We start from the raw sequence: 22,206 nt of genomic DNA on the forward strand, positions 1-22,206 counted from the left end.
GCGTGCAATGCACACCACCCCGCCACTCAATTAAACTTACTCTTTCTCTACCTGAGAGAACTCAAGCTCCACAGGCGTTGCCCGCCCGAAGATCAGCACGCTGACCTGCAAACGGCTCTTGTCATAGTTCACTTCTTCAACGACACCGTTAAAGTCAGCAAACGGACCATCAACAACGCGAACCGACTGACCCGGCTCAAACATGGTTTTGGGCCGCGGCTTATCAGTACCGTCTTTCACGCGACGTAAAATAGCATCGGCTTCACGCGAAGTAATAGGTGCAGGCTTCTCTTTCGTGCCACCAATAAACCCCATTACACGCGGAGTTTCATTGACGAGATGCCAAGTTTCGTCGGCCATTTCCATCTCGACCAGCACGTAGCCTGGATAGAATTTGCGCTCACTCTTACGGCGCTTTCCGTCACGCACTTCAACGACTTCTTCCGTCGGCACGAGAATTTCGCCAAAGCGATCTTCCATGCCATACATTTTCACGCGTTCGATAAGCGAACGCATGACATGCTTTTCAAAGCCGGAATAAGCGTGGACGACATACCAACGTTTGGACATGAAAGCTCCTAACCAATGACGCCGGACATCGCCCAGCCAAGAAGAGTATCAATCAACCACAGCATCAAACCCACCACCACCACAGCCGCCAGCACAATGGCTGTAGTCTGAATGGTTTCGGGGCGAGTCGGCCATACAACGCGCTGTATCTCTTTCTTGGCGCTGACGGCAAGCTCTACTAAATCGCGACCTTTAGCGGTGGTCAGCGCGATCAAACCCGCAATCGCACACAACACCACCACACCTAATACGCGGTAGAGCAGGCCAATATCAGCGAAATAGGTATTACCAACAACTGCAACAACAAGCAGCGCCACAACCGCCGCCCACTTGAGCCCGTCATGGCGCGACTGTTGCACCTCTTCGCCATGTTTTACGGAACTAGGCTTCATAAAAACGAGACTCCCAAGGGTGCAGCGAGCGACAAAGGAATTCTAGAAAAAGACATACCAACCTGGGGAAGGCTGGCAGGCCAGGAGGGAATCGAACCCCCAACCTGCGGTTTTGGAGACCGCTGCTCTGCCAATTGAGCTACTGGCCTGTATCGTCATGTGCGCAAACAAATGCTTACGCAACAGCGGGCGCCATAATAGCGGATAACTTTCCGCCTGACAACCCTCAACACTCATCAAACTGACAAGTGAAAACAAAAAAAGCGAGCTTAGCTCGCTTTTATGCAATATGGAGCTCATGGACGGAATTGAACCGTCGACCTCACCCTTACCAAGGGTGTGCTCTACCCCTGAGCTACATGAGCTAAATACATCAAACTGGAGCGGGCGGCGGGAATCGAACCCGCACCATCAGCTTGGAAGGCTGAGGTTCTACCATTGAACTACGCCCGCCGAACTTGCCTATGGAATGACAACCCGTTGCACGAGATACAGTAGCTAAGCCCGCTTACCGGCCTTTCATTCCCAAGCAATGACTCAGTCACTGCTCGATAAAACTGGTGGAGAGGGAAGGATTCGAACCTTCGAAGCTTTCGCGGCAGATTTACAGTCTGCTCCCTTTGGCCACTCGGGAACCTCTCCAGCTGTGGCGGCACATTATGCCAGCCTCCAAAGCCATGTCAAGCTTACAAACTCTTTATTTATCAAAGCTTGTGAACTTACCAACACTTGCGCACTAATTTTTAAAGTGGCTTATGCCTTGGAACGCGCTGCATTCTGTCAAAGTAGCATTGAGAATGCAAGACCTGCGCGAATTTTTTCTAACGAAACAGGTTCAGGCACCCCTGGTGCGCCTGACATTTTTCCAGCACGTTCCGCAAAGGTCAGCGGAAAGCTGGCTTCCAACCCCCCGTAGACCATATCAGGCCATACCGCATGGGGCACTTGAACACCCCGCGAAACCACTCTGGCATCACCACCCGTCAACAGCACTGGCAGTGCAATCCCCTGTTGATCGCATACTTCACTGTAAATTCTGTTAATCGCACTGACCGCCGCCATATAGATACCGTGATTAACAGCATCTACCGTGCGCCTCCCCGGCTCCAATAACGCATCAGCTTCACTTTCTGGATCAATGGCTACGTTGCGGGTGCCTAATTTGAGGCTCTCTTTCATTAATCGTAACCCGGGTACGATAAATCCGCCGAGATGGACACCACCCGGCAATACAAAATCAATGGTGATCGCACTACCACAATCGACTGCGCAGCAACCGCCAGCCAATTGATAGCCTGCCAGCGCCCCCATCCAACGATCGACGCCCAGTCGCCCAGGCTCTTCATACCCGTTGACGACACCCAGAGCCTCAGGAGTTGAGCGCGCAACATACACTTGGCGCACCTGGCGACGCAGCAAGGCAACGGTCTCCTCCAGCACGGCAGCTCTAGCGACACTGGAAATGCGCACCGCCTCGACGACATCAAGATTCGGAATATCTGACCCAGGCCGCCACTCTTCCCGTGTCCACACAGCACCTCGTGAACGTATTTCACTACTTTCGGCATCTTTTAAACGCCATTTCGATAGCGTATTGCCGATATCCAAATCCAAAATCATAGGCGCCTGCGTACACTGATCTCACCGCCCGACAGGCGTCGCGAGTGATCATTTTCGGTAACCCAAAGATTACCACTCTCATCTACCTCTCTAGCCACTGCATCGCTTGAGCGTTCACCCTGAATAATACGAATCGGCAACCCTGCATAGGCATGGCGACTATTCCATTCATCTCGCCAAGGGGCAAACCCTTCGCTTTCGAAGCCTGCCAGCATATCCAATAACTCAGACACCATATCCGCGGCTAACTGATTGCGCGAAATGCCCGCTTTTGCATCAAACAGCGCTGCCACAGGCTGATCAATAGCGGCACGCAGGCTATCGGGTAGCGATAGATTCATGCCAATGCCAATGACCACTTCACAGGGGCCCGCTGCATCCCCAGTGACTTCAATCAAAATACCGGCCAGCTTGCCAAGCTCACTACCTTTCTCTGCCAGCAGTATATCGTTAGGCCATTTTAATTTTGGTGAAACCCCATACTGCTCCAGCACTTGAGCAACCACCACGCCAACCGCAAGACTCAACCCCTCCAGCGCGTTAACCCCTGATTCAAAACGCCAGCCAAGCGAGAGCATCAAGCTTTGCCCCCAAGGCGTAGACCATACGCGCCCGCGACGGCCACGACCTGCGGTTTGTAGCTCAGCAAAGCATACTTCACCGTGCCCGGCTCCCTGCGCAAAGCGTTCGCGCACATATTCATTGCTCGATGGCAGCTGGTCTTCAATGAATAGCCTGGTTAAGAGATGGCGAGCACTAGCGGGCAAACGCTCTACAATTTTTGCCCCATCAAGCGGCTCTAGCGGATAGGCAAGTCGATACCCTCGACCTTTCACAGCCACCAGTTCAACGCCCAGTGCGTCTAATTTTTTTAGTTGTTTCCATACGGCGGCTCGGGAAACGCCCAGCGCTTCACCTAATTGTTCACCGGAATGAACCTCGCCATCGCTCAACAAACGCATCAGGTTACCGATGGTCATGTGCTTGCCCCAACTGGGAAAACGCCTATCTTAACGGAAGCACCGCTGGAGCGAAAACTGCCATGTTTAGGTTATTGACTTGCACCTTTATTTAAGACAGCACTGGTAGTGGACCGCGCCCAGACCCTATAATGCCGCCCTATTTTTCTAGCAGGATCGCGTCGTGATCGAGAATCTTCGCAACATTGCCATCATCGCCCACGTTGACCACGGTAAAACTACCTTGGTAGACAAGCTGTTAAGCCAGTCTGGAACGCTCGACCGCAAGGCCGAAGGCCAAGAGCGCATCATGGACTCCAATGACCAGGAAAAAGAGCGCGGTATTACCATCCTGGCCAAAAACACTGCTATTCAGTGGCAAGATGGCAATGGTAAGGATTACCACATCAACATCGTGGACACCCCTGGACACGCCGACTTTGGTGGCGAAGTCGAGCGGGTTATGTCCATGGTGGACTCGGTACTGCTTCTGGTAGACGCCGTTGACGGCCCTATGCCGCAGACTCGCTTCGTTACCCAGAAAGCATTTGCCCAGGGCCTGAAGCCGATCGTCGTCGTCAATAAAATTGACCGCCCCGGCGCACGCCCGGACTGGGTTATCGACCAGATCTTTGATCTGTTTGACAACCTAGGGGCTTCTGATGACCAACTCGACTTCCCGATCATCTACTGCTCGGCGCTAAACGGCATTGCCGGCATGGACCCTGAAGAGCTGTCCGACAACATGGACCCCATGTTCCAGGCAATTGTCGATATCGTTGAGCCGCCCGCGGTTGAGATCGATGGCCCATTCCAGATGCAAATCTCCGCACTGGATTACAACAGCTACGTTGGCGTTATCGGCCTTGGCCGCATCAAACGTGGCTCGGTGAAGCCTAACCAGCAAATCTCGGTCATCAGCGTTGATGGCTCTACCCGCAAGGGTAAGATCGGCCAGGTCATGACCCATATGGGTCTTGAGCGCGTCCAGACAACGGAAGCAACAGCAGGCGATATCGTCTGCGTTACTGGCATTGAAGATCTATCAATTTCTGACACGCTGTGTGACCCGAGTGCCATTGAAGCGCTGCCGCCGTTGTCTGTTGACGAGCCGACCGTTTCGATGACGTTCCAGGTCAATGACTCACCGTTCGCCGGAAAAGAAGGTAAGTTCGTCACCAGCCGTAATATTAAAGATCGCCTGGAACAAGAGCTTATCCACAACGTGGCGCTACGCGTTGAACAGGGCGAAACCCCTGAGAAGTTCAAAGTTTCTGGCCGTGGTGAGCTTCACTTATCAGTGTTGATTGAAACCATGCGTCGCGAAGGCTTCGAGCTGGCGGTTGGCCGCCCAGAAGTCATCATTAAAGAGATCGACGGCGTTAAGCAAGAGCCCTACGAAGAAGTCATCATCGACTGTGAAGAGCAGCATCAAGGCTCGATCATGGAAGAGCTTGGCTACCGCAAGGGTGAAATGACCAATATGAACCCCGATGGTAAGGGTCGTGTGCGTCTCGACTTTATCATCCCGGCGCGCGGCTTGATTGGTTTCCGTGGTCAATTCTTAACCTTGACCTCTGGCACCGGCATCCTGACCAGCCGCTTTGATCACTACGGTCCGCTAAAGCCTGATGCTTCCATCGAGCGTCGCAATGGCGTACTGGTCTCAATGGTTGGCGGCAAAGCCCTTGCTTATGCACTCTACGCCCTGCAAGAACGCGGCAAGCTGATTATTGATCACGCCACTGAAGTATACGAAGGTATGCTGATTGGTATTAATAATCGTGCCAATGACATGGTCGTTAACCCGACCAAAGGCAAAAAACTCGATAACATGCGCTCAACGGGTAACGATGAAAACATCGTGTTGACGCCGCCGATCAAGTTTACTCTTGAGCAGGCTATCGAATTCTTGGATTCCGATGAACTGGTTGAAGTTACTCCCAGCCATATTCGTCTACGCAAGAAGCACCTGACCGAAAACGAGCGCAAGCGTGCTAGCAAGAAGTAAGCTCTTGCCAGTCAATGCTCGATAGTAAGTATCCCTAAAGCCCGCCATGTGCGGGCTTCTTTTTTTGGCTTCGGTTAACGATCACCCCTCACTCATTTCCTGCCTTCGCATTACCCCACACGCCCCGCCCCCTGCGCCAAGTGGCTTCATAAACGCAGCCTTAACGCTAGCAGGCTGGTAAGCGTAGGCGTTCTATCGCAAAGTAGCGCTATTAACAGTGCGCCCCTAGGCCGCTGGCAATCTACAATTCATACAAGTGTTTGGATAGTTACCCTCATCCTTCCACTACCACACGGACACTCCTCCACATGAGCGGTCATAACGTCTGGACTCACAAAGGCACTTTTTTGCTGGCAGCGGTAGGTTCAGCCGTCGGCTTAGGCAATCTCTGGCGCTTCCCCTATCTCACCGGGGAAAATGGTGGTGGCGCGTTTATTTTAATTTATGCACTGACCATCTTTGCTGTCGGCATCCCCATTTTAATTGCCGAAACAATGCTTGGGCGTACCAGTCGTCAAAGCCCTATTATGGGGATGCGCCATTTAACTAAAACACACAAGACCTCCCGTGCCTGGGAATCCATTGGCTGGCTGGGCGCTGCTTCCGCCTTTTTAATTTTGAGTTTTTATTCTGTCATTGCAGGCTGGGCACTGCATTACACGTGGCTGATGCTAACCGGCTCACTCGTGGGTGCCGATGCAGCAACGATTAGTGCTGGCTTTGATGCGTTGCTGGCGTCTCCGGGCCTGATGACGCTTTATCACACGCTGTTTATCGCCTTCTCGGCATTAATTGTCGGCATGGGGATTCATAAAGGGATCGAGTCAGGGCTACGCATCATGATGCCAGCGCTGTTTGTTATTCTCATCGTGGTGCTTATCTACGGCGTCATCAATGGCGACGTAAGAGCGGCAGCCAGCTTTCTGTTCACGTTCAATATTGCTGATCTCAGCTTAGAAGGCTGGTTACAGGCGATGGGGCAATCCTTCTTCACCCTGAGCCTTGGGATGGGTGCCATCATGGCCTACGGCGCTTATATGTCCAGCGAAGCCTCTCTAACCCGTACCGCTATTGCCGTGGCATTTGTAGATACTGCAGTTGCCATGGTGGCAGGGTTAGCAATTTTCTCGCTGGTATTTGGTGCGGGGCTCGAAACCGGCCAAGGCCCGGGACTGATGTTTGTCACTCTGCCGCTAGCATTTGCTGACATGCCGTTTGGTGCTCTGGTGGGCGGGGTCTTTTTTATTCTGGTGCTAGGGGCCGCGATTAGCTCGTCTATTTCATTGATAGAGCCGGTCGCTGCCTTCCTGGTTGAGCGTTTTGATATGACGCGCCCTCAGGCAGTCACCATCATGGTCGTCGCGGCTTGGGCGATGGGCTTACTGACAGTGGTGAGCTTCAATATATGGGCCGAAGGTACGATTTTCCACGCTCTATTTGGACGCAGCGCTTTTGAATTCATTGAGCTGTTGACCAATATCTTTATGCCGCTGGGCGGGCTAATGATCGCTCTATTCGCGGGCTGGGCACTGACTCAAAGCGAAGTAATGAAAGAGCTTGGCACCAACATCACTTGGTTTAAAACCTGGCGGTTCCTGGTGCGCTTTGTTGGCCCTGCTGCGGTGTCGTTTGTATTTTTACGCACTATTCCACAGGTGGAAGGCTACGTTGTCCCAACCCTCGGCGCACTGCTCATTGTGGGTGTATTTGCCTTGAGTCAGCGACTGCGTAAGTCTGCTTAATATAATTCTAATAACGCGGGTGGACAAAGGTCGCCTGCGGCGCGAGGACACGATGACTCCCCTTATTGAGGTACAACACGTCAACAAAGCCTTCGGCGGGCTGCACGTTATCAATGACTGCTCAATCCGGGTTGAAAAGGGTTCGATTACCGGCATGATCGGCCCCAATGGGGCAGGTAAGTCGACGCTTTTCAATTTAATTGCGGGCGCACTTACGCCAGATAGTGGCCGCATTCTGTTGGACGGTGAAGACATTACGTCGCTGAGCGCTGATCAACGTTTCCACAAAGGATTACTGCGTACCTTCCAAATCGCCCATGAGTTCAGCCAAATGAGCGCGCTGGAAAACTTGATGATGGTGCCACCCAACCAAGCAGGGGAGCATCTATTTAACACCTGGTTCAAGCCTGCTCTGGTCCGCAGCCAGGAGGCTGAGGTGCGCCGCCGCGCACTGGAAGTCATTGAGTTTGTTGGTTTGCATCATGTACGCAACGAGCTTGCGGGCAACTTATCGGGTGGTCAGAAAAAATTGCTAGAGCTTGGCCGCACGATGATGACCGATGCCAAAGTTGTGCTGTTAGACGAAATCGCCGCCGGTGTAAACCGCACGCTACTCGGCGACTTAATGGGCAACATCGAACGTTTAAATCGCGAAATGGGCTATACCTTTCTGGTGATTGAGCACGATATGGATATGATTTCGCGGCTCTGCGATCCAGTGATTGTACTGGCACAAGGCAGCGTTATGGTTGAGGGTTCAATTGAAGAAATACAAAACAATCCGGCCGTTATAGAAGCCTATTTCGGTACTGATGCCGCTTGATAGCGCTGAGTTTGTCACCGAAACAATAGCCACAACAACATGGTCGCCATTGTTCACCGCAGTGCGACCCAGCTGAGACGCGTTTATGTCATCCACACCGTCATCCCCACAGCCACTGCTCGAGGCACGCGATGTGCACGGCGGTTATGGCAGTATGAATATCCTTAACGGGGTCAATATGACCCTGTATGCCGATGAAGTCGGTGTCATTGTTGGCCCTAACGGGGCTGGCAAATCCACTATGCTAAAAGCAGTATTTGGGCTGCTGAACGTTAATCAAGGCGAGATTTTGCTTAACGGTCAGCCGATCCATAACCTGCCGCCGAATCAGTTGGTTGAGCGTGGAATGGGGTTTGTCCCCCAGGAGAAAAACGTTTTCCCCAGCCTGACGGTGAAAGAAAACCTGGAAATGGGCGCCTATCTAAAACCTCAAAACGTAAAGCGCATGCTGGAGCAAGTTTACGACTTCTTCCCCCCTCTCGTTGAGAAGCGCCACCAGCCCGCAGGAGAGCTTTCCGGTGGCCAGCGCCAAATGGTCGCCATGGGCCGTGCGCTAATGGCTGAACCTAGTCTGCTGCTACTGGATGAGCCAACCGCTGGCTTGTCGCCTCTTTACATGAATGAAATTTTTGACCGGGTTAAAAAAATTAACGCTGCCGGCGTGGGCATTTTGATGGTGGAACAGAATGCTAAACAGGCCTTAGCCATTGCCGATAAAGGCTTTGTGCTGGCGGCCGGACAAAACCGCTTTACAGACACGGGGGCTGCGTTACTGGCTGACCCTGACGTCGCCAAAAGCTTTTTGGGCGGCTAGCCCGGGGGAGAAACGCGTGAACGAACTGGTCTTTTTTATCAATAATGTGGTGATTGCAGGTAGCGTCACTGGCTCTATTTATGCCATTGGCGCCATTGGCGTCACGCTAATTTTTAGCATTATGCGCTTTGCCCACTTTGCCCATGCCGACATCATGACGTTTGGTGCCTTCATGGTGCTGCTCCTGACGACCGCCTTCCCAGCGGTGGGCGCCAGTATTGGGGTGCCGACGGCGCTCATCATGCTGCCGCTAGCGATGCTGCTTACTGCAGCACTGGCAGTAGGCATTGATAAGGCGTTCTATAAGCCGCTACGCGCCCATGGCGTCAAGCCTATCGTGATGGTGATTGGCTCGCTGGGCGTGACACTTATGCTCCAAGGGCTTATCCGGCTATTTTCCGGTACCGGTGGTCAAAGCTTATACGTCGATGACCGCAAGGAAATTTTCCGCCTCGCGCTGCCTTTCGAGGGAGTTCGAGCCCCCATCGTGATTACTGAACCACAGATTTATCTGTTTGTGATTACGCTAGTGGCCGTGGTCGCCCTGCACCTATTCCTCAATCGCTCACGACTTGGTAAAGCCATGCGCGCCATGTCAGACAACCCAGAACTTGCTCAGGCATCTGGTATTAATACCAACACTATCGTGGCCGTCACTTGGGTGATTGCAGGCGCACTGGCGGCAATTGCGGGCACCCTACTGTCACTAGACGTCACGTTTAAACCCGACCTAAGTTTCTTCCTACTACTGCCTATTTTCGCGGCGGCCATTGTCGGAGGCGTAGGCCACCCCTACGGGGCCATTGCAGGAGGATTTGTCGTCGGCTTTGCAGAAACCCTGGCAGTATTTAATTGGAATGTTCTCCTGCGCCCTTTCCGCGACAGTCTACCTACTTGGTTAGAGCTCCCCTCCAACCTCGCCTTTGTAGGCACTGAGTACAAAATTGTGGTGCCGTTCTTTATTTTGGTAGCCATCTTAGTGTGGCGTCCTACCGGCCTGTTTAAAGGCAAGGTGATCTAATGAGCCATTCCACAAAAAACCGTAATCCTGCTTACACGCCCAAAGATGCCACTCCTGAACGGCGCTTTCCGTTGCGCGAACTGGTGCTGTTTGGCGCTCTATTAGCTGCCGTGCTAGCGGTTTATGCCGCTATGGGCGCAGCGTACAGCACGCGTATGCTGGTAGAGGCTGCTTGTTACGCCATTCTTGCCCTGGGCCTAACGATTCAATGGGGCTATGCCGGGCAGTTTAATGCTGGCGTCATGGGCTTTGTCGCGCTCGGCGGTTTCTGCGCCATGCTATTTAGCGTTCCGGTGAATGACGCATTCTGGGGTACCGAACTACCGGGAGAACTTGGCCAAGTTCTGCTGTATGGCATTGCGGCAACCCTGATCGTCGTCGGAGTGACGAAGCTTGACCGATTCGGCGTGCCGAAAAAGCTACGCACCGTGCTCGCCATCGTGATCGGAATCGTACTCTATTTGATTGTCATCAGCCTGCTGCGCGAAGTGACCAGCCAAATACAGTCTCAAGCGGGCTTTATTGGCGGATTTGGCTTGCCTGCCTGGGTGGGCTGGATTGTAGGTGGCGCGCTTGCTGGCGGCGTTGGTTACTTTATTGGCCACGTTTGCCTTGGCCTACGCAGCGACTACCTCGCCATTGCCACCCTGGGTATCGCGGAAATCATCAAAGCTTTTTTGAAAAATTCCGACTGGCTGACACGCGGCACTGCCACGGTATCGCCTCTCCCTTGGCCTACCCCCGGCCCGGCTGAACTCGGCTTTACGCTTTCCCGAGCAATTTATCTCTCAGTGACAGCTGTCGTGATCGCAGTGATTTTCTTTTTACTCCATCGGGCTTACCACGCCCCCTGGGGAAGAATGATTCGCGCGATTCGCGATAACGAAGTCTCATCAGCGGCCATGGGTAAAGATATCAACAAGCGGCGCTTGGAGATTTTCGTATTAGGCTGCATTTTGATGGGCCTTGGCGGCGGCATGTTAGGCACCTTTAACAGCCTGTTTGACCCTCAGGGTTACTTGCCTCTCAACCACACCTTCCTGGTGCTGGTCATGGTTATTTTAGGTGGCCCAGGTAATAACCTTGGCACCATTTTTGGGGCGGTCGCGGTTTATATCATTTGGATTATGTCAGAACCGCTGGCGCTATTCTTAATGCAACTAGCGGTCACGCTGGGGGAAAATGCCTTCGGCTGGGAAGCGCCTAGCAATATGGATAGCCGAGCACTGCAAGCAAGGGTTCTAGTAATCGGTATGTTGATTACCCTGGTACTACGCTTTGCTCCGAAAGGTCTGTTGCCAGAGAAAATAAAAACCCACGGTTAACGTCCTCACAGTGCTAAAAATTCACCGTGCTAAAAACTTACAGTGCTAAAAAAACGCCCCAGGCTCGCTTGGGGCGTTTCGGTTATTGCTTCAGTAGCGTCATTTTGACTAGAGGTCAACCAAGCCCTTGCCGGTGAACGAGCCGTCTTCTACCACCATTTCCACAACAACCCCAGGCACGTCGCCGTTTTCATTAAACTCATGAGAGCCAGAGGCGCCTTCGTAGTTGATTTCGGTACCTGCTGCGATCAGCTCAAGCGCTTTTTCCCACTCACCCGGCAGTATCACTTCGCCTGGCGCACTGGAAACACTGCGTAGCGCTTCAGAAAGCCCTTCACGCTCGGCACTGCCATTTTGCTCAATAGCCAACGCTACTAGGAAGGCCGCGTCATAAGCCTGGGCAGCAAACACGGCACTAGGATCAATGTCTGCCGCAGTAGCCGCTTCATTAAAGATGTCCGTGCCGGGGAGATCAGGGCTACCAGGCCGTGTGGCGATCATGCCGTCTAGCACGTCTGCGCCAATCGCTTCTATTAAGCTATCACCCACCATGCCATCGGCACCCACATACTGGGTGAACATGCCGCTTTCGTAGGCTTGGCGCAGCACCGTCTGACCAGAGGTATCGGCATAGGCCAGCACGACCAGCGTGTCTGCGCCACTTGAAGAAAGCGAACCAAGCTCAGAGCGGTAGTCGGCACGGTTATCTTCGTGTGCGAGGTTTTCGGCTATTTCGCCACCGCCCGCTTCAAAGGCGCCACTGAAGGCATCCGATAAGCCACGGCCATAGTCGTTGTTAACGTAGGTCACCGCGACAAAGTCGATACCTTTATCAAGCAGTAGCTTAGCAAGCATTTCGCCCTGGAAGGCATCCGATGGTACGGTACGGAAAACCAAGTCGTTATCATCCAACTCAGAAACGGCGGGCGCCGTTGACGCGGGTGAGACCATCAACACACCGCCTGGAATGGCTGCGTTATTAGCAGCAGCAATCGTCGCCCCAGTACATAAAGCGCCGACAATCGCGGTGACTTGCTCAGAGTTCACCATACGATCTGCGGCGTTAGACGCCGCCGATGCATCCGAGCAGGTGGTATCCCCTGAAGGCATTTCCAATGTTTGCCCACCCAAGATACCGCCCTGCTCATTTATCTGCGCAACGGCAAGCTGAGCACCTGCAAAAATGGGTGGCGTCAGGCTTTCAATTCCCCCGGTAAAGCCGCCCAAGAAGCCAACTTTGACCTCCGCCTGGGCCATGCCCGCTAAAGCGAGTGATGAGGCCGCAACGGCGGTGGCTAATGTGCGCTTATTAATCATATTATTGGTCGCTCCCAGTATATTAAGTGCCCCGACTGTCCAGCGCGGGACTCCTCTTAATCTGGAACCGTAACGCCAAAAACACAAGCAACGCTTTCTAACGCTCCTCTTCTTCATCAGCATTTTGGCGACGTTCAGCCACCTGTTTTTGGTAACGCTTATTTTGATACAGTCGCACCAACGCAATCGTAAGCGCCGACGCCACCATGAGAGCCAGCACAACTCCCTGCCAGGGGCGGGCAGCATCGCCCATCACGGTTTCCAACGTAATAATCAGCATTAAACCCAGCGCCTGCGACCCAATGGCCAGCGCCCGCAGTATGTCGAAAGCGGGTTGTGGCATAGACATCTCCGTAATGTTTAACGTGCGTGGTATGGTTCACCAGTGTACCTGCTTAACGGAAAAATCATGAATGCGATTGCCATTGGACCACTGCTGATCTCCACCCCTAGGCTATATGCCCTAGGCTGCGCGCTACTACTGTTATTGGCTAGCCGCTATCTGCTGGGATTAACGTCTTCTCAGCATGGGCGCTGGTTCAACGGGCTATTGGTGGTATGGCTACTGACGGCCCGGATTGTTTTTGTCGTGCTCAACTGGGAAAGCTACAGCTCAGAACCGCTTGAGGCGTTCAAGCTATGGCAGCCCGGTTACAATGCGCTGGGTGGCCTAATCGCGGGGTTAGTTTGGACAGTCTGGGCACTGCGCGAGCGGCTTCTGTCGCTCATCGGCGGCCTTGCCATGTTGGTTGGCACGGCAAGCCTGTGGCTAGTCTTGGTAACGCTTGCCCCCTTGGGCAATGAATTTGCTATTGACGCGTTGCCGGAGGTGACTTTAGACGATGTGGACGGCAACGCAGTGCATCTACCTTCGCTGGCCGAAAGCAGTGATCTCATTATCGTTAATCTATGGGCGACCTGGTGCCCACCCTGCCTGCGGGAGATGCCGCTGCTTGAAGAAGCAGCAAAGCGTGAAGGTGTCAGCGTGGTAGTCGCTAACCAAGGCGAAGACTTACTGCCGATAGTGCGCTATCTAGACGAGCAGGCACTGGATTTTCGCTACGCACTGCGTGACCCAAGCCAAACGCTAATGGCGCAATTTCAAGCGCCAGGCCTGCCCACCACGGTACTTTTTGATCGCCAGGGCAACACGTTGGATGTCCACGTTGGCGAGTTAACCCGAGCCCAGCTGGAACGCTGGTTAAAAGATTGACCACGATAGACCTTAATCCCCCCGCCGCTTTGCGTTAGAATCCCCCGCCCTGTTGCCACCGGAAACCTGCCCCGGTGGCGTACAACCTGTTTCTGTAGACTTCCTCGAGGCATCATGAGCGATTTTTCTCCCGGCCAGCGTTGGATTAGCGACGGCGAGGCTGAGCTTGGACTCGGCACCGTGCTTAACTGCGACGCCCGTAGCGTTACCATTTTGTTCAGTGCCAGCCAGGAAACCCGTACGTACAACACTCGCCAAGCCCCCTTAACTCGCGTCATGTTCGGCGGTGGCGACCGCGTGATTTCTGCTGATGGCTGGCAGATGATCGTAGACGATAGCAAAGAGACCAGCGGCTTAATCACTTATATTGGCGAAGATAGCGACGGTAATCCTCGTGAGTTATCCGAGGCAAAGCTTGCCGATACCATGCAGTTTGATCAGGCGCGCGACCGGCTGCTGACTGGCCAGGTTGATCGCAATGATTGGTTTGATCTGCGCTTTCGCACGCTACACCACTATCAGCGCATCGAGCAGCACAGCGCCCTGGGCTTTGCTGGGCCTCGTATCGACCTGATTCCCCACCAGCTTTATATCGCTGATGAAGTGGCAGGCCGCCATGCGCCACGTGTCTTGCTTGCGGACGAGGTTGGGCTGGGTAAAACGATCGAGGCTGGGTTGGTTCTGCACCGCCTCCTCCTGGCCGGCCGAGTAGAACGCGCATTAATTTTGGTGCCTGACAGCCTTACCCACCAATGGCTAGTAGAGCTTTTACGCCGTTTCTCACTCAAGGTCAGCTTGCTAGATGAGCAGCAAAGTCTCGCCCACGGTAGCGCTAACCCATTTGAAAGCGCCCAAATAGTACTGGCCAGCCAAGGTTGGCTATTCGCCAACACACATCGTCAAGAACAGGCCCTAGCGAGCCACTTTGACCTGCTGATCGTCGATGAAGCCCATCACCTCGACTGGAGCCCTGATGGCAGCGGCCCAGGCTATCAGTGCGTCGAACAGCTTGCTGCTGATATTCCTGGTTTATTGCTGCTGACGGCTACGCCAGAGCAGATGGGGGTGGAGAGCCATTTTGCTCGCCTGCGCTTGCTAGATGCCGAGCGTTACCACGATATCGAACGCTTTAAAGACGAAGAGCATCATTACATTGCTGTCGCTCAAGCCATTGATGCCTTGGATGAGCTACCCAATACCTCCGAGGCACGTGAACGGGTCGATAATGTCGCGGACGACCGCGATAGTCAGGCGCTGCTAGCAACGTTATGCAACCCTGAAGCAAGCACCGAACAGCAGAATGCTGCTCGCGCCCAGTTACGCGATGCTCTACTTGATCGTCACGGTACCGGGCGCGTCATGTTCCGCAACAGCCGCCGTCATGTGGGCGGGTTCCCGGAACGTCGCCTGCACCTAGCTCAGTTGGAACTCCCATCGGCCTATCGTCGCGTGCTACGTCGCTTGGAACGCGATGAGGACTACCTGGATGAGTTGCTGATTGAAACGGGCATGGATCACCCGGACGTATTGATCTATCCAGACACGATGTACCGTGAGCTCAGCAACGACCCACTTAACACCGAATCCTGGTGGCATATCGACCCACGAGTAAACTGGCTGCTGGAAAAACTTAGCGACGATAGCGATAGCGGCTTTGCCAACGACAAAGTGCTGATTATTGCTCACCACAGAGAAACCGCTGAAGGACTTGCCGAAGGGCTGCGCGTCCTAGGCGGCTATCACGCACCGGTGTTCCACGAAGGGCTATCGCTGGTGGAGCGTGACCGGGCCGCAGCGGCATTTGCCGATGAAGAAGACGGCTGCCAAGTGCTGGTGTGCTCTGAAATTGGCTCAGAAGGCCGCAACTTTCAGTTCTGCCGCCACTTGGTGATGTTTGATATGCCACAGCATCCCGACCAGTTGGAGCAGCGTATCGGCCGCCTCGATCGGATAGGGCAGCGCCACGCAATTGAACTCCATGCCCCCACCTTCACTGGCAGCCCAGGCGAGCGCCTGCTGCGCTGGTACCACGAAGGCATGGATGCTTTTAGCGCGCCTCACGGCATTGGCAGCGACCTCTTTGATGCGTTTGGCGATGCTCTGGCCGATGCGTTACTCGATGATGAAATGCTCAATGAGATCATCGATGAAACCCGTGAAATGTTCACCGCCAAATTGGCTGAGCGGGACGCAGGTCGTAACCGACTGCTAGAACTAAACGCCTGCCGCCCTGCCCGTGCTCAGCAGGTAATTGATGCGGTGCGTGAGCTGGATGAAGACCCAGCGCTGCCGCGTTTTGTAGAGCGCGCCCTGGATATTTTTGGCGTAGACAGTCAAGAGATTGGCAATGGCTTGCTTTATTTACAGCCTAGCCAACACATGCTGGATGGGCTCCCCGGGCTAGTGAAAGGTGAAGAGGGCTTTTCGGCCACTTACAGCCGTTCGCTAGCGCTTGCACGAGACGATATTCAGCGACTCTCTTGGGAACACCCGCTGCTGCGCGAAATGATGGAGCGCATTCTAGATGGCACGATGGGGAACACTGCGTTGGCGCTATTACGCCACCCAGCCATTCCCAGCGGCCGTTTAATGGCTGAACTGGTGTTCCGCACCCAGTGCCCTGCACCTAAATCGCTGCACCTCAACCGCTTCCTACCGCCTACGGCAGTGCGCGTCCTGCTTGATGAATCAGGCGCAAACCTAACCAGCAAGATCTCCTTCACTGGCCTTGGCAAGAATCTGCAGAAAGTTAACAAATCACTGGCACGAGATTTGATCAAGAGTCGCCATGACCAGCTACGTACGCTCCTCATTCAGGGGGAAGGTGAAGCCGAACGTGAACTGCCCAGCATCGTGGAAAGCGCTGAAACACGCATGCGAGCTCAGTTAGATGCAGAACTAGCCCGCTTGACCGCCCTGGCAGAGCACAACCCAGCTGTTCGTAGTGAAGAGCTTGAGGCGCTGAAGCAAGAGCGCCAAGCGCTCAGCGACGCGATAGAAAACACTCGCTTACGGCTTGATTCCGTGCGAGTGATAATCACCGTCGACCCCAACGCCTAACGCGGAAAGACTAAAGAATCGCCTCTAACGCCTTATCAAGGGTCGGGTACTGAAAGGTAAATCCAGCCTCGGTAAGGCGTGCAGGGCGCATATCGGCCCCGGTCAGCAACAGCTGCGACATTTCTCCGAAGCCCGCTTTCAGTACAAAAGCGGGCACGGGGAAAATCGCCGGCCGGTGAAGCTGCTTAGCCAGCGTTTTCGTGAACTCAGCATTCGTCACTGGGTGCGGCGCACTGCCATTAAACGCGCCTGAAAGCGTTGATTCGTTCATCAGAAACATAATCGCTGCCACAAGATCATCACGATGAATCCAGGGCATAAACTGTGCGCCGCTTCCAAAACGCCCCCCAAGTCCGAGCTTAAAGGGTGGCAGCATCTTCTGCAGCGTACCGCCCCCTGCCTCAAGCACTAAACCAATACGCAGTATCGCTAAGCGAACGCCCATCGCCTCAATCGGTTTTGCCGCTGCTTCCCACTGCGCACAAAGCTGATGAGCAAACTCATCGTTGGGCGGCGTTGTTTCATCCACCACCTTGTCGCCTTGATCGCCGTAATAGCCCATCGCAGAGCCGCTAATCATCACGCTGGGTAACGCTTGCCCGTTGGCTTCGAGCTGCTCACAAAGCGTAATCAGTTGCTGCGTACTGTCGATACGAGAGCGAATTAGTGTCTCTTTTTGGCTATTACTCCAGCGCTTTGCAGCAATCGATTCACCGGCAAGGTTCACCAACACCTCCGGAGGGGTGTCCATAAATGCCTGAGCGCTATCACGAATATCGCAGGCTTTTGGCAACCTACCACGCACCTGATACGGGGCCCGGGAAACCACCTGCACATCATGCCCTTGGGTGAGAAGTTGTTGGCAGAGCCGCTGACCAACAAAGCCGCTACCTCCGGTGATTAATACCCGCATGGTGTCACTCCTATGGTTGGTTAAGATGGCTAGCGTATGCCCGCGTCGACGCTGAACTGCAAAGCTGGGAATAGCCGTCAGCTAAATGATCATTGCATAATATTTTATTGTACGATATCTATACACAAATGCTACATGCTGACCATTGCACATTTCATTAGCCGTTGCGAGTTCCTATGCTTGAATCATTGCCTGAGTCTTTAACACTTTCCGACGCTCACTCAGTGGCAATTATCGGTGCAGGTCTGTCTGGCCTTGCCTGTGGGCAGCAACTTGCCACTCAGGGAGTTAAGGTGGCGTTGTTTGATAAAGCGCGCGGCCCTGGCGGCCGTATGTCCAGCAAGCGACGTCCCTCAGCGACGCTGGACCTAGGTGCTCAAGCGTTCACTGTACGCAATCAACGATTCGCCAATAAAGTAGCCGAGTGGCAAGCCGCTGGTTGTGTCGCCAGTTGGCCCACAGCTCGTTATCAGGCTAGTGCATCCGGCTGGCAAACACACAATGACGATCAGCTACGTTATACCGGCGCGCCCCGTATGAGTGCCGTCACCCGTCATCTAGCCGATACACTTAACGCATTACCTAATGCCTCCATTACGCTTGAAACCCACATTACAACGTTTGATAAGACGGCTGCGGGCTGGCAGCTCCACGATACCCGCGGCTCAATACACGGGCCTTTTGACGTGGTGGTTATCACTGCCCCGCCGCCCCAGGCCAAGGCATTATTAGCAGAGTGGGAACCGACACTGGCGGCTGCCTGTGAGGCAAAGCCCCAGCGTGGATGCTGGGCAGGTTGGGTTATTTTCGAGGAGCCATTACCCCCCATGGCGAAGGTAGCATCAGCGTGGCACACCGTTCACACACAGCATCCGGTGCTTCGTCTAGCGTCACGCAATCACACCAAGCCTGGCCGTGAACATCAGCCGGAAAGTATAAGCTTGCTTGCTCAGTTGGATTGGAGCGATGTACATATTGAGAGTGGCAGTGAAAGTGTCGCCCAACAATTGCTCGCAGCATTTGTATCGCTGCTGCCCGATGATGTAGAGCTACCGAATGTCATTGAACTCGGTGCGCACCGCTGGCGCTATGCTCAGCCAGCACAGGCAGGTCATCAGACATACTTATACAGTACAAGTGGCCTAGCACTCTGTGGTGATAGCTTTAAAGGTAGTCGTGTCGAGGATGCCTGGTTATCAGGTGATGAGCTGGGCCAGGCCCTATTAGGCCGGTCGGTCTGAAATTAGAAACTAAACTTAACTTTTCCACACCTACAGGAAAGGTTGTACCCAGAAGCCACAAGTTGTACAAAGGTGGCTATAATAGCGTTTAGCTATCTATACGATTAATAACGACCCGATTATGTGGCCAAACCGCCGGTCAGGCGCTGAAGCATCGCCACGACAATTATTGACAGATCCCTGCACGCTTATTTGCAGGCAACCAAGAGGCAATGGCGCCCATGAGCATCAAGGCGACCCACCCACCCGATACCCCGCTTTATCCGATTAGGGAAGTTTCCCGCTTGACGGGTGTGAACTCGGTCACTCTTCGTGCCTGGGAGCGTCGCTACGGTTTAATTCGTCCACAACGCACCCCCAAGGGCCATCGTCTATACGCGCAAGACGATATCACTCGCATTGAACGCATTTTACAATGGCTAAACCGCGGCGTTCCAGTGAGCCAAGTGATTGACTTACTTGATCAACCTGAGACGGTAGAAACACCATCGCCGAATACTGGCGACTGGGCAAGTCAACGGCATTTGTTGCAGTCCACCATAGAAGCGGTCGACCTTCCCAAGCTGGAAGCGCTGTACCACCAGAGTCTGGCGCTATATCCATTAAGCGTCGCGATTAATGAGCTCTGGCAGCCCGTTATTCTTACGCTGGAAGCCAAATGGGCCAGCCAGCCCGATGACCTTGTGCGCCGCACCCTTGAAGCCTTTCTGCGTAGCCAGGTAGGCATTCGCCTGCACTATGCCAATCAGGCAACGCGCGGCCCGTTAATCCTGCTAAGTGCGATGCCTGATGACCCTGGCCCGCTATGGGTTTTAATGTGTGCGCTAATGGCCAGCGAACAAGGCTACCGCGTACAACTGTTTGACCGTTCATTAGCGCTGGAGGATCTTCCTCAAGCCGTATCCCGATTGCACTCATCGATGGTACTGCTTTCCAGCGGCCAGCGAGAAAGCGACGACTACATTGGTCGCGCACTTCCCCAGGCCGCAGAAGCGCTAAATGTTCCTATTGGGGTGTGTGGGGAGGTGGCACGATTAAGAGAAAATGAGCTGCGTGACGGTCCGGTGCAGATGTTAGGCGACGACCTGCCGCAAGCCATTTCACGACTTCGCCCCTTGTTGCGCGAATCGGGAATTCTCTGAGATATCGGATGCTATTTAACGTTACCGATGATAAGGATATCGCATGAATCTGCAGCTCGTTTGGCTGCGTAGCGACTTACGCATTCACGATAACTCCGCGCTTGCCGCTGCAGCTGCCAACGGCCCTGTGGTGGCCGTTTTCTTACGCAGCGTGGCTCAATGGCAAACACATGGCCACGGGGCGACTAAACTCGATTTCTGGACACGCAGTGTTGCGGCGATCAAAGCGTCGCTTAACGGGCTTAATATTCCACTTTTGCATCGTGATATTGATCACTATAACGAAGCGGCTCAGGTATTGCTCGATATCGCCCACGAGCACCAAATTACTCAACTCCACTTTAACTATGAATATGCGCTGAACGAGCAACACCGCGATCAGTCGGTGCTTGATGCTTTTAAACAAGCAGGGATCGCCGCGCAGGGTCACCATGATGCCGTAGCCTTCGCCCCTGGCAGTTTGTTGACCGGAAAAGGCGATTATTACGGCGTATTTACACCGTTTTCGAAAGCTTGGCACAAGCAGGTGACTGCACAGCAACTTGCCTTACGTGATACACCAGGCGTGCAATCTCCGCTAGAGATCGATAGCGACCCACTGCCCGCACTTCCATCGCTGGATAACGACCCCGTTGATAAACGCCTATGGCCTGCTGGAGAAGAGGCGGCTAGTGACAATCTCGAACGTTTTTTACGCTTTCGTGGACGGCACTATAACCAGCAGCGAGACTTTCCAAACGTTCGCGGCACCAGCGAACTTTCGCCCTATCTGGCGCTGGGCATGATCTCCTACCGCCAATGCCTTCAAGCCGTGATGAGCGAAAATGATGGCCACCTGGCCGATGGTGATGCGGGGCTGACCACCTGGGTAAATGAGCTTATTTGGCGTGAATTTTATCAGCACGTAGCGGTAGGCTTTCCCCAAGTTTGCCGTCACCAACCTTTTCAAGAGCACACCAAGCAGCTCCGCTGGCGTGACGATGACAAAGGCTTTCAAGCGTGGTGTGAGGGCCGTACCGGCTATCCGATTGTCGATGCGGCCATGCGCCAGCTAGTGACTACGGGCTGGATGCACAACCGCCTGCGCATGATCACCGCGATGTTTTTAAGTAAGCACTTGCTGATTGACTGGCGGCGCGGTGAGGCATTTTTTATGCGCCATTTAATCGACGGTGAGTTTTGCGCCAATAATGGCGGTTGGCAGTGGGCGGCATCAACAGGCACGGATGCAGCGCCCTATTTTCGTATTTTTAACCCCACTACCCAGTCAACGCGCTTTGATCCAGAGGGTGAATTTATTGCCCATTGGCTGCCCGAGTTAAAACCGCTGCCTAAAAAAGCTCGTCATGCGCCCCCCCAAGACATGCTAAACCCAACGGGTTACCCTGCCCCTATCGTTGACCATAAAGCAGCGCGCCAGCGTGCCCTGGATGCTTTTAAAGCGCTTTCTAAATAACAGCCCCCCTCTTTTGCATCGCCTATGTTAAGGCGATGCAAAGTTAAGGCGATGCAAATCGACCCACTGACGGCTCCTCGCTTCATCGCTTGCTTATTTTTCTTAACCACCACAGGACTGCGTGATGCCTAACGATCAAGCTTTGGCGAACTTCTGCGCCTTTTTTAATAAACTAGACAATACCTGTACAGAAAAACTATACGAGGTATATACTGGGGAAGTTGTCTTCAACGATCCGCTACATCACATTGAAGGACGGTCGGCGCTAGAGCGCTATTTCGCCACCATGTACGAAAATGTTGAACGTTGCCAATTTACTTATCACACGCAACAACAGGTGGTTAATCAAGCATTTGTAACGTGGACAATGGAGTTCGTTCATCCCCGACTAGCCCAGGGAAAACTGATCCGTGTCGCGGGATGCAGTGCCCTAACATTTGCAGAGGATGGTCGGGTTTCAAAGCACTGCGACTATTTCGATGCAGGCGCCATGTTGTATGAACACTTACCAGTCATGGGACGTGTTATACGTTGGTTAAAACGGCGCATTCGCTGATATATGCCGTTTATTTGCATACAGGTTGCAT

Annotated in this window: 19 protein-coding genes and 4 tRNA genes; 12 read left to right on the forward strand and 11 right to left on the reverse strand. The window is 53.6% G+C overall.

Going from position 1 to position 22,206, the window contains the following annotated elements:
• Window positions 1-36: 36 nt before the first annotated feature.
• The 8 genes from nusG to JFC11_RS11205 all read right to left on the reverse strand — a co-directional run bounded on the left by nusG (window position 37) and on the right by JFC11_RS11205 (window position 3,562).
• Window positions 37-570, reverse strand: a complete 534-nt coding sequence (gene nusG / locus JFC11_RS11170; RefSeq protein WP_009723912.1) for a transcription termination/antitermination protein NusG — start codon at window positions 568-570, stop codon at window positions 37-39.
• Window positions 571-578: 8 nt separating this feature from the next.
• Window positions 579-962 (reverse strand): preprotein translocase subunit SecE, encoded by a 384-nt coding sequence (gene secE / locus JFC11_RS11175; RefSeq protein ID WP_030074218.1) that lies wholly within the window; start codon window positions 960-962, stop codon window positions 579-581.
• 73 nt (window positions 963-1,035) lie between these two features.
• A tRNA-Trp gene (locus JFC11_RS11180) sits at window positions 1,036-1,111 on the reverse strand.
• Window positions 1,112-1,252: 141 nt separating this feature from the next.
• A tRNA-Thr gene (locus JFC11_RS11185) sits at window positions 1,253-1,327 on the reverse strand.
• Window positions 1,328-1,341: 14 nt separating this feature from the next.
• Window positions 1,342-1,415 (reverse strand) — tRNA-Gly (locus tag JFC11_RS11190).
• A 105-nt stretch (window positions 1,416-1,520) separates the two neighbouring features.
• A tRNA-Tyr gene (locus tag JFC11_RS11195) sits at window positions 1,521-1,604 on the reverse strand.
• A gap of 138 nt (window positions 1,605-1,742) precedes the next feature.
• Window positions 1,743-2,582 (reverse strand): type III pantothenate kinase, encoded by an 840-nt coding sequence (locus tag JFC11_RS11200; protein WP_038480351.1) that lies wholly within the window; start codon window positions 2,580-2,582, stop codon window positions 1,743-1,745.
• Window positions 2,579-3,562, reverse strand: a complete 984-nt coding sequence (locus JFC11_RS11205; protein ID WP_120385937.1) for a biotin--[acetyl-CoA-carboxylase] ligase — start codon at window positions 3,560-3,562, stop codon at window positions 2,579-2,581. The genes JFC11_RS11200 and JFC11_RS11205 overlap by 4 nt, the downstream gene beginning before the upstream one ends.
• Before the next feature lie 163 nt (window positions 3,563-3,725).
• Between JFC11_RS11205 and typA the strand changes: the two genes are divergently transcribed.
• The 6 genes from typA to JFC11_RS11235 all read left to right on the forward strand — a co-directional run bounded on the left by typA (window position 3,726) and on the right by JFC11_RS11235 (window position 11,277).
• A complete protein-coding gene (gene typA / locus JFC11_RS11210) occupies window positions 3,726-5,552 on the forward strand; it encodes a translational GTPase TypA (RefSeq protein ID WP_038480345.1) in 1,827 nt (608 codons plus the stop codon).
• 308 nt (window positions 5,553-5,860) lie between these two features.
• Window positions 5,861-7,294, forward strand: a complete 1,434-nt coding sequence (locus tag JFC11_RS11215; RefSeq protein ID WP_120385939.1) for a sodium-dependent transporter — start codon at window positions 5,861-5,863, stop codon at window positions 7,292-7,294.
• Between the two features lie 52 nt (window positions 7,295-7,346).
• Entirely contained in the window at window positions 7,347-8,117 is a 771-nt protein-coding gene (locus JFC11_RS11220; RefSeq protein WP_030074223.1) for an ABC transporter ATP-binding protein, read from the forward strand.
• Window positions 8,118-8,202: 85 nt separating this feature from the next.
• A complete protein-coding gene (locus JFC11_RS11225; RefSeq protein ID WP_030074224.1) occupies window positions 8,203-8,931 on the forward strand; it encodes an ABC transporter ATP-binding protein in 729 nt (242 codons plus the stop codon).
• A gap of 16 nt (window positions 8,932-8,947) precedes the next feature.
• Complete coding sequence (locus tag JFC11_RS11230; protein ID WP_120385940.1) at window positions 8,948-9,952, forward strand: branched-chain amino acid ABC transporter permease; 1,005 nt, start codon at window positions 8,948-8,950, stop codon at window positions 9,950-9,952.
• On the forward strand, window positions 9,952-11,277 hold the full coding sequence (locus JFC11_RS11235; protein ID WP_198349557.1) for a branched-chain amino acid ABC transporter permease: 1,326 nt from the start codon (window positions 9,952-9,954) through the stop codon (window positions 11,275-11,277). Before JFC11_RS11230 ends, JFC11_RS11235 begins: the two co-directional genes overlap by 1 nt.
• Window positions 11,278-11,385: 108 nt before the next feature.
• Here the strand turns inward: JFC11_RS11235 and JFC11_RS11240 are convergent, their stop codons facing one another.
• Together JFC11_RS11240 and JFC11_RS11245 are read right to left on the reverse strand one after the other, a co-directional pair.
• On the reverse strand, window positions 11,386-12,594 hold the full coding sequence (locus JFC11_RS11240; RefSeq protein ID WP_038480326.1) for an ABC transporter substrate-binding protein: 1,209 nt from the start codon (window positions 12,592-12,594) through the stop codon (window positions 11,386-11,388).
• 97 nt (window positions 12,595-12,691) lie between these two features.
• Window positions 12,692-12,937 carry a hypothetical protein gene (locus JFC11_RS11245; RefSeq protein ID WP_038480323.1) on the reverse strand — a complete coding sequence of 82 codons (246 nt, stop codon included), beginning with the start codon at window positions 12,935-12,937 and terminating at the stop codon, window positions 12,692-12,694.
• A 66-nt stretch (window positions 12,938-13,003) separates the two neighbouring features.
• On the opposite strand from JFC11_RS11245, the gene JFC11_RS11250 reads away from it, so the two are divergent.
• Entirely contained in the window at window positions 13,004-13,807 is an 804-nt protein-coding gene (locus JFC11_RS11250) for a TlpA disulfide reductase family protein (protein WP_120385941.1), read from the forward strand.
• A 114-nt stretch (window positions 13,808-13,921) separates the two neighbouring features.
• Complete coding sequence (gene rapA / locus JFC11_RS11255) at window positions 13,922-16,867, forward strand: RNA polymerase-associated protein RapA (protein WP_038480317.1); 2,946 nt, start codon at window positions 13,922-13,924, stop codon at window positions 16,865-16,867.
• Between the two features lie 10 nt (window positions 16,868-16,877).
• On the opposite strand, the gene JFC11_RS11260 is transcribed toward rapA, so the two are convergent.
• On the reverse strand, window positions 16,878-17,780 hold the full coding sequence (locus tag JFC11_RS11260) for a TIGR01777 family oxidoreductase (RefSeq protein WP_038480314.1): 903 nt from the start codon (window positions 17,778-17,780) through the stop codon (window positions 16,878-16,880).
• Window positions 17,781-17,956: 176 nt separating this feature from the next.
• Between JFC11_RS11260 and JFC11_RS11265 the strand changes: the two genes are divergently transcribed.
• The 4 genes from JFC11_RS11265 to JFC11_RS11280 all read left to right on the forward strand — a co-directional run bounded on the left by JFC11_RS11265 (window position 17,957) and on the right by JFC11_RS11280 (window position 22,175).
• On the forward strand, window positions 17,957-19,021 hold the full coding sequence (locus JFC11_RS11265) for an NAD(P)/FAD-dependent oxidoreductase (protein ID WP_038480313.1): 1,065 nt from the start codon (window positions 17,957-17,959) through the stop codon (window positions 19,019-19,021).
• A 221-nt stretch (window positions 19,022-19,242) separates the two neighbouring features.
• Window positions 19,243-20,163, forward strand: coding sequence for a MerR family transcriptional regulator (locus tag JFC11_RS11270; protein WP_174412711.1), 921 nt, complete (start codon window positions 19,243-19,245; stop codon window positions 20,161-20,163).
• Between the two features lie 43 nt (window positions 20,164-20,206).
• On the forward strand, window positions 20,207-21,619 hold the full coding sequence (gene phrB / locus JFC11_RS11275) for a deoxyribodipyrimidine photo-lyase (protein WP_095604359.1): 1,413 nt from the start codon (window positions 20,207-20,209) through the stop codon (window positions 21,617-21,619).
• A 124-nt stretch (window positions 21,620-21,743) separates the two neighbouring features.
• Complete coding sequence (locus tag JFC11_RS11280) at window positions 21,744-22,175, forward strand: nuclear transport factor 2 family protein (RefSeq protein WP_120385944.1); 432 nt, start codon at window positions 21,744-21,746, stop codon at window positions 22,173-22,175.
• The last annotated feature ends 31 nt before the right edge of the window (window positions 22,176-22,206 follow it).

The sequence above is a fragment of the Vreelandella alkaliphila genome (genome assembly GCF_016107625.1).
GTDB lineage: Bacteria > Pseudomonadota > Gammaproteobacteria > Pseudomonadales > Halomonadaceae > Vreelandella > Vreelandella alkaliphila.

Bases quoted from the DNA above. Each gene is read 5' to 3' on its own strand.
- JFC11_RS11235 (WP_198349557.1), top strand. From the start codon at position 9,952: ATGAGCCATTCCACAAAAAACCGTAATCCTGCTTACACGCCCAAAGAT.
- JFC11_RS11265 (WP_038480313.1), top strand. From the start codon at position 17,957: ATGCTTGAATCATTGCCTGAGTCTTTAACACTTTCCGACGCTCACTCA.
- JFC11_RS11215 (WP_120385939.1), top strand. From the start codon at position 5,861: ATGAGCGGTCATAACGTCTGGACTCACAAAGGCACTTTTTTGCTGGCA.
- JFC11_RS11250 (WP_120385941.1), top strand. From the start codon at position 13,004: ATGAATGCGATTGCCATTGGACCACTGCTGATCTCCACCCCTAGGCTA.
- JFC11_RS11260 (WP_038480314.1), bottom strand. From the start codon at position 17,780: ATGCGGGTATTAATCACCGGAGGTAGCGGCTTTGTTGGTCAGCGGCTC.
- secE (WP_030074218.1), bottom strand. From the start codon at position 962: ATGAAGCCTAGTTCCGTAAAACATGGCGAAGAGGTGCAACAGTCGCGC.
- JFC11_RS11220 (WP_030074223.1), top strand. From the start codon at position 7,347: ATGACTCCCCTTATTGAGGTACAACACGTCAACAAAGCCTTCGGCGGG.
- JFC11_RS11280 (WP_120385944.1), top strand. From the start codon at position 21,744: ATGCCTAACGATCAAGCTTTGGCGAACTTCTGCGCCTTTTTTAATAAA.
- JFC11_RS11270 (WP_174412711.1), top strand. From the start codon at position 19,243: ATGAGCATCAAGGCGACCCACCCACCCGATACCCCGCTTTATCCGATT.
- JFC11_RS11240 (WP_038480326.1), bottom strand. From the start codon at position 12,594: ATGATTAATAAGCGCACATTAGCCACCGCCGTTGCGGCCTCATCACTC.
- nusG (WP_009723912.1), bottom strand. From the start codon at position 570: ATGTCCAAACGTTGGTATGTCGTCCACGCTTATTCCGGCTTTGAAAAG.
- JFC11_RS11225 (WP_030074224.1), top strand. From the start codon at position 8,203: ATGTCATCCACACCGTCATCCCCACAGCCACTGCTCGAGGCACGCGAT.
- JFC11_RS11200 (WP_038480351.1), bottom strand. From the start codon at position 2,582: ATGATTTTGGATTTGGATATCGGCAATACGCTATCGAAATGGCGTTTA.
- rapA (WP_038480317.1), top strand. From the start codon at position 13,922: ATGAGCGATTTTTCTCCCGGCCAGCGTTGGATTAGCGACGGCGAGGCT.
- JFC11_RS11205 (WP_120385937.1), bottom strand. From the start codon at position 3,562: ATGACCATCGGTAACCTGATGCGTTTGTTGAGCGATGGCGAGGTTCAT.
- phrB (WP_095604359.1), top strand. From the start codon at position 20,207: ATGAATCTGCAGCTCGTTTGGCTGCGTAGCGACTTACGCATTCACGAT.
- JFC11_RS11245 (WP_038480323.1), bottom strand. From the start codon at position 12,937: ATGCCACAACCCGCTTTCGACATACTGCGGGCGCTGGCCATTGGGTCG.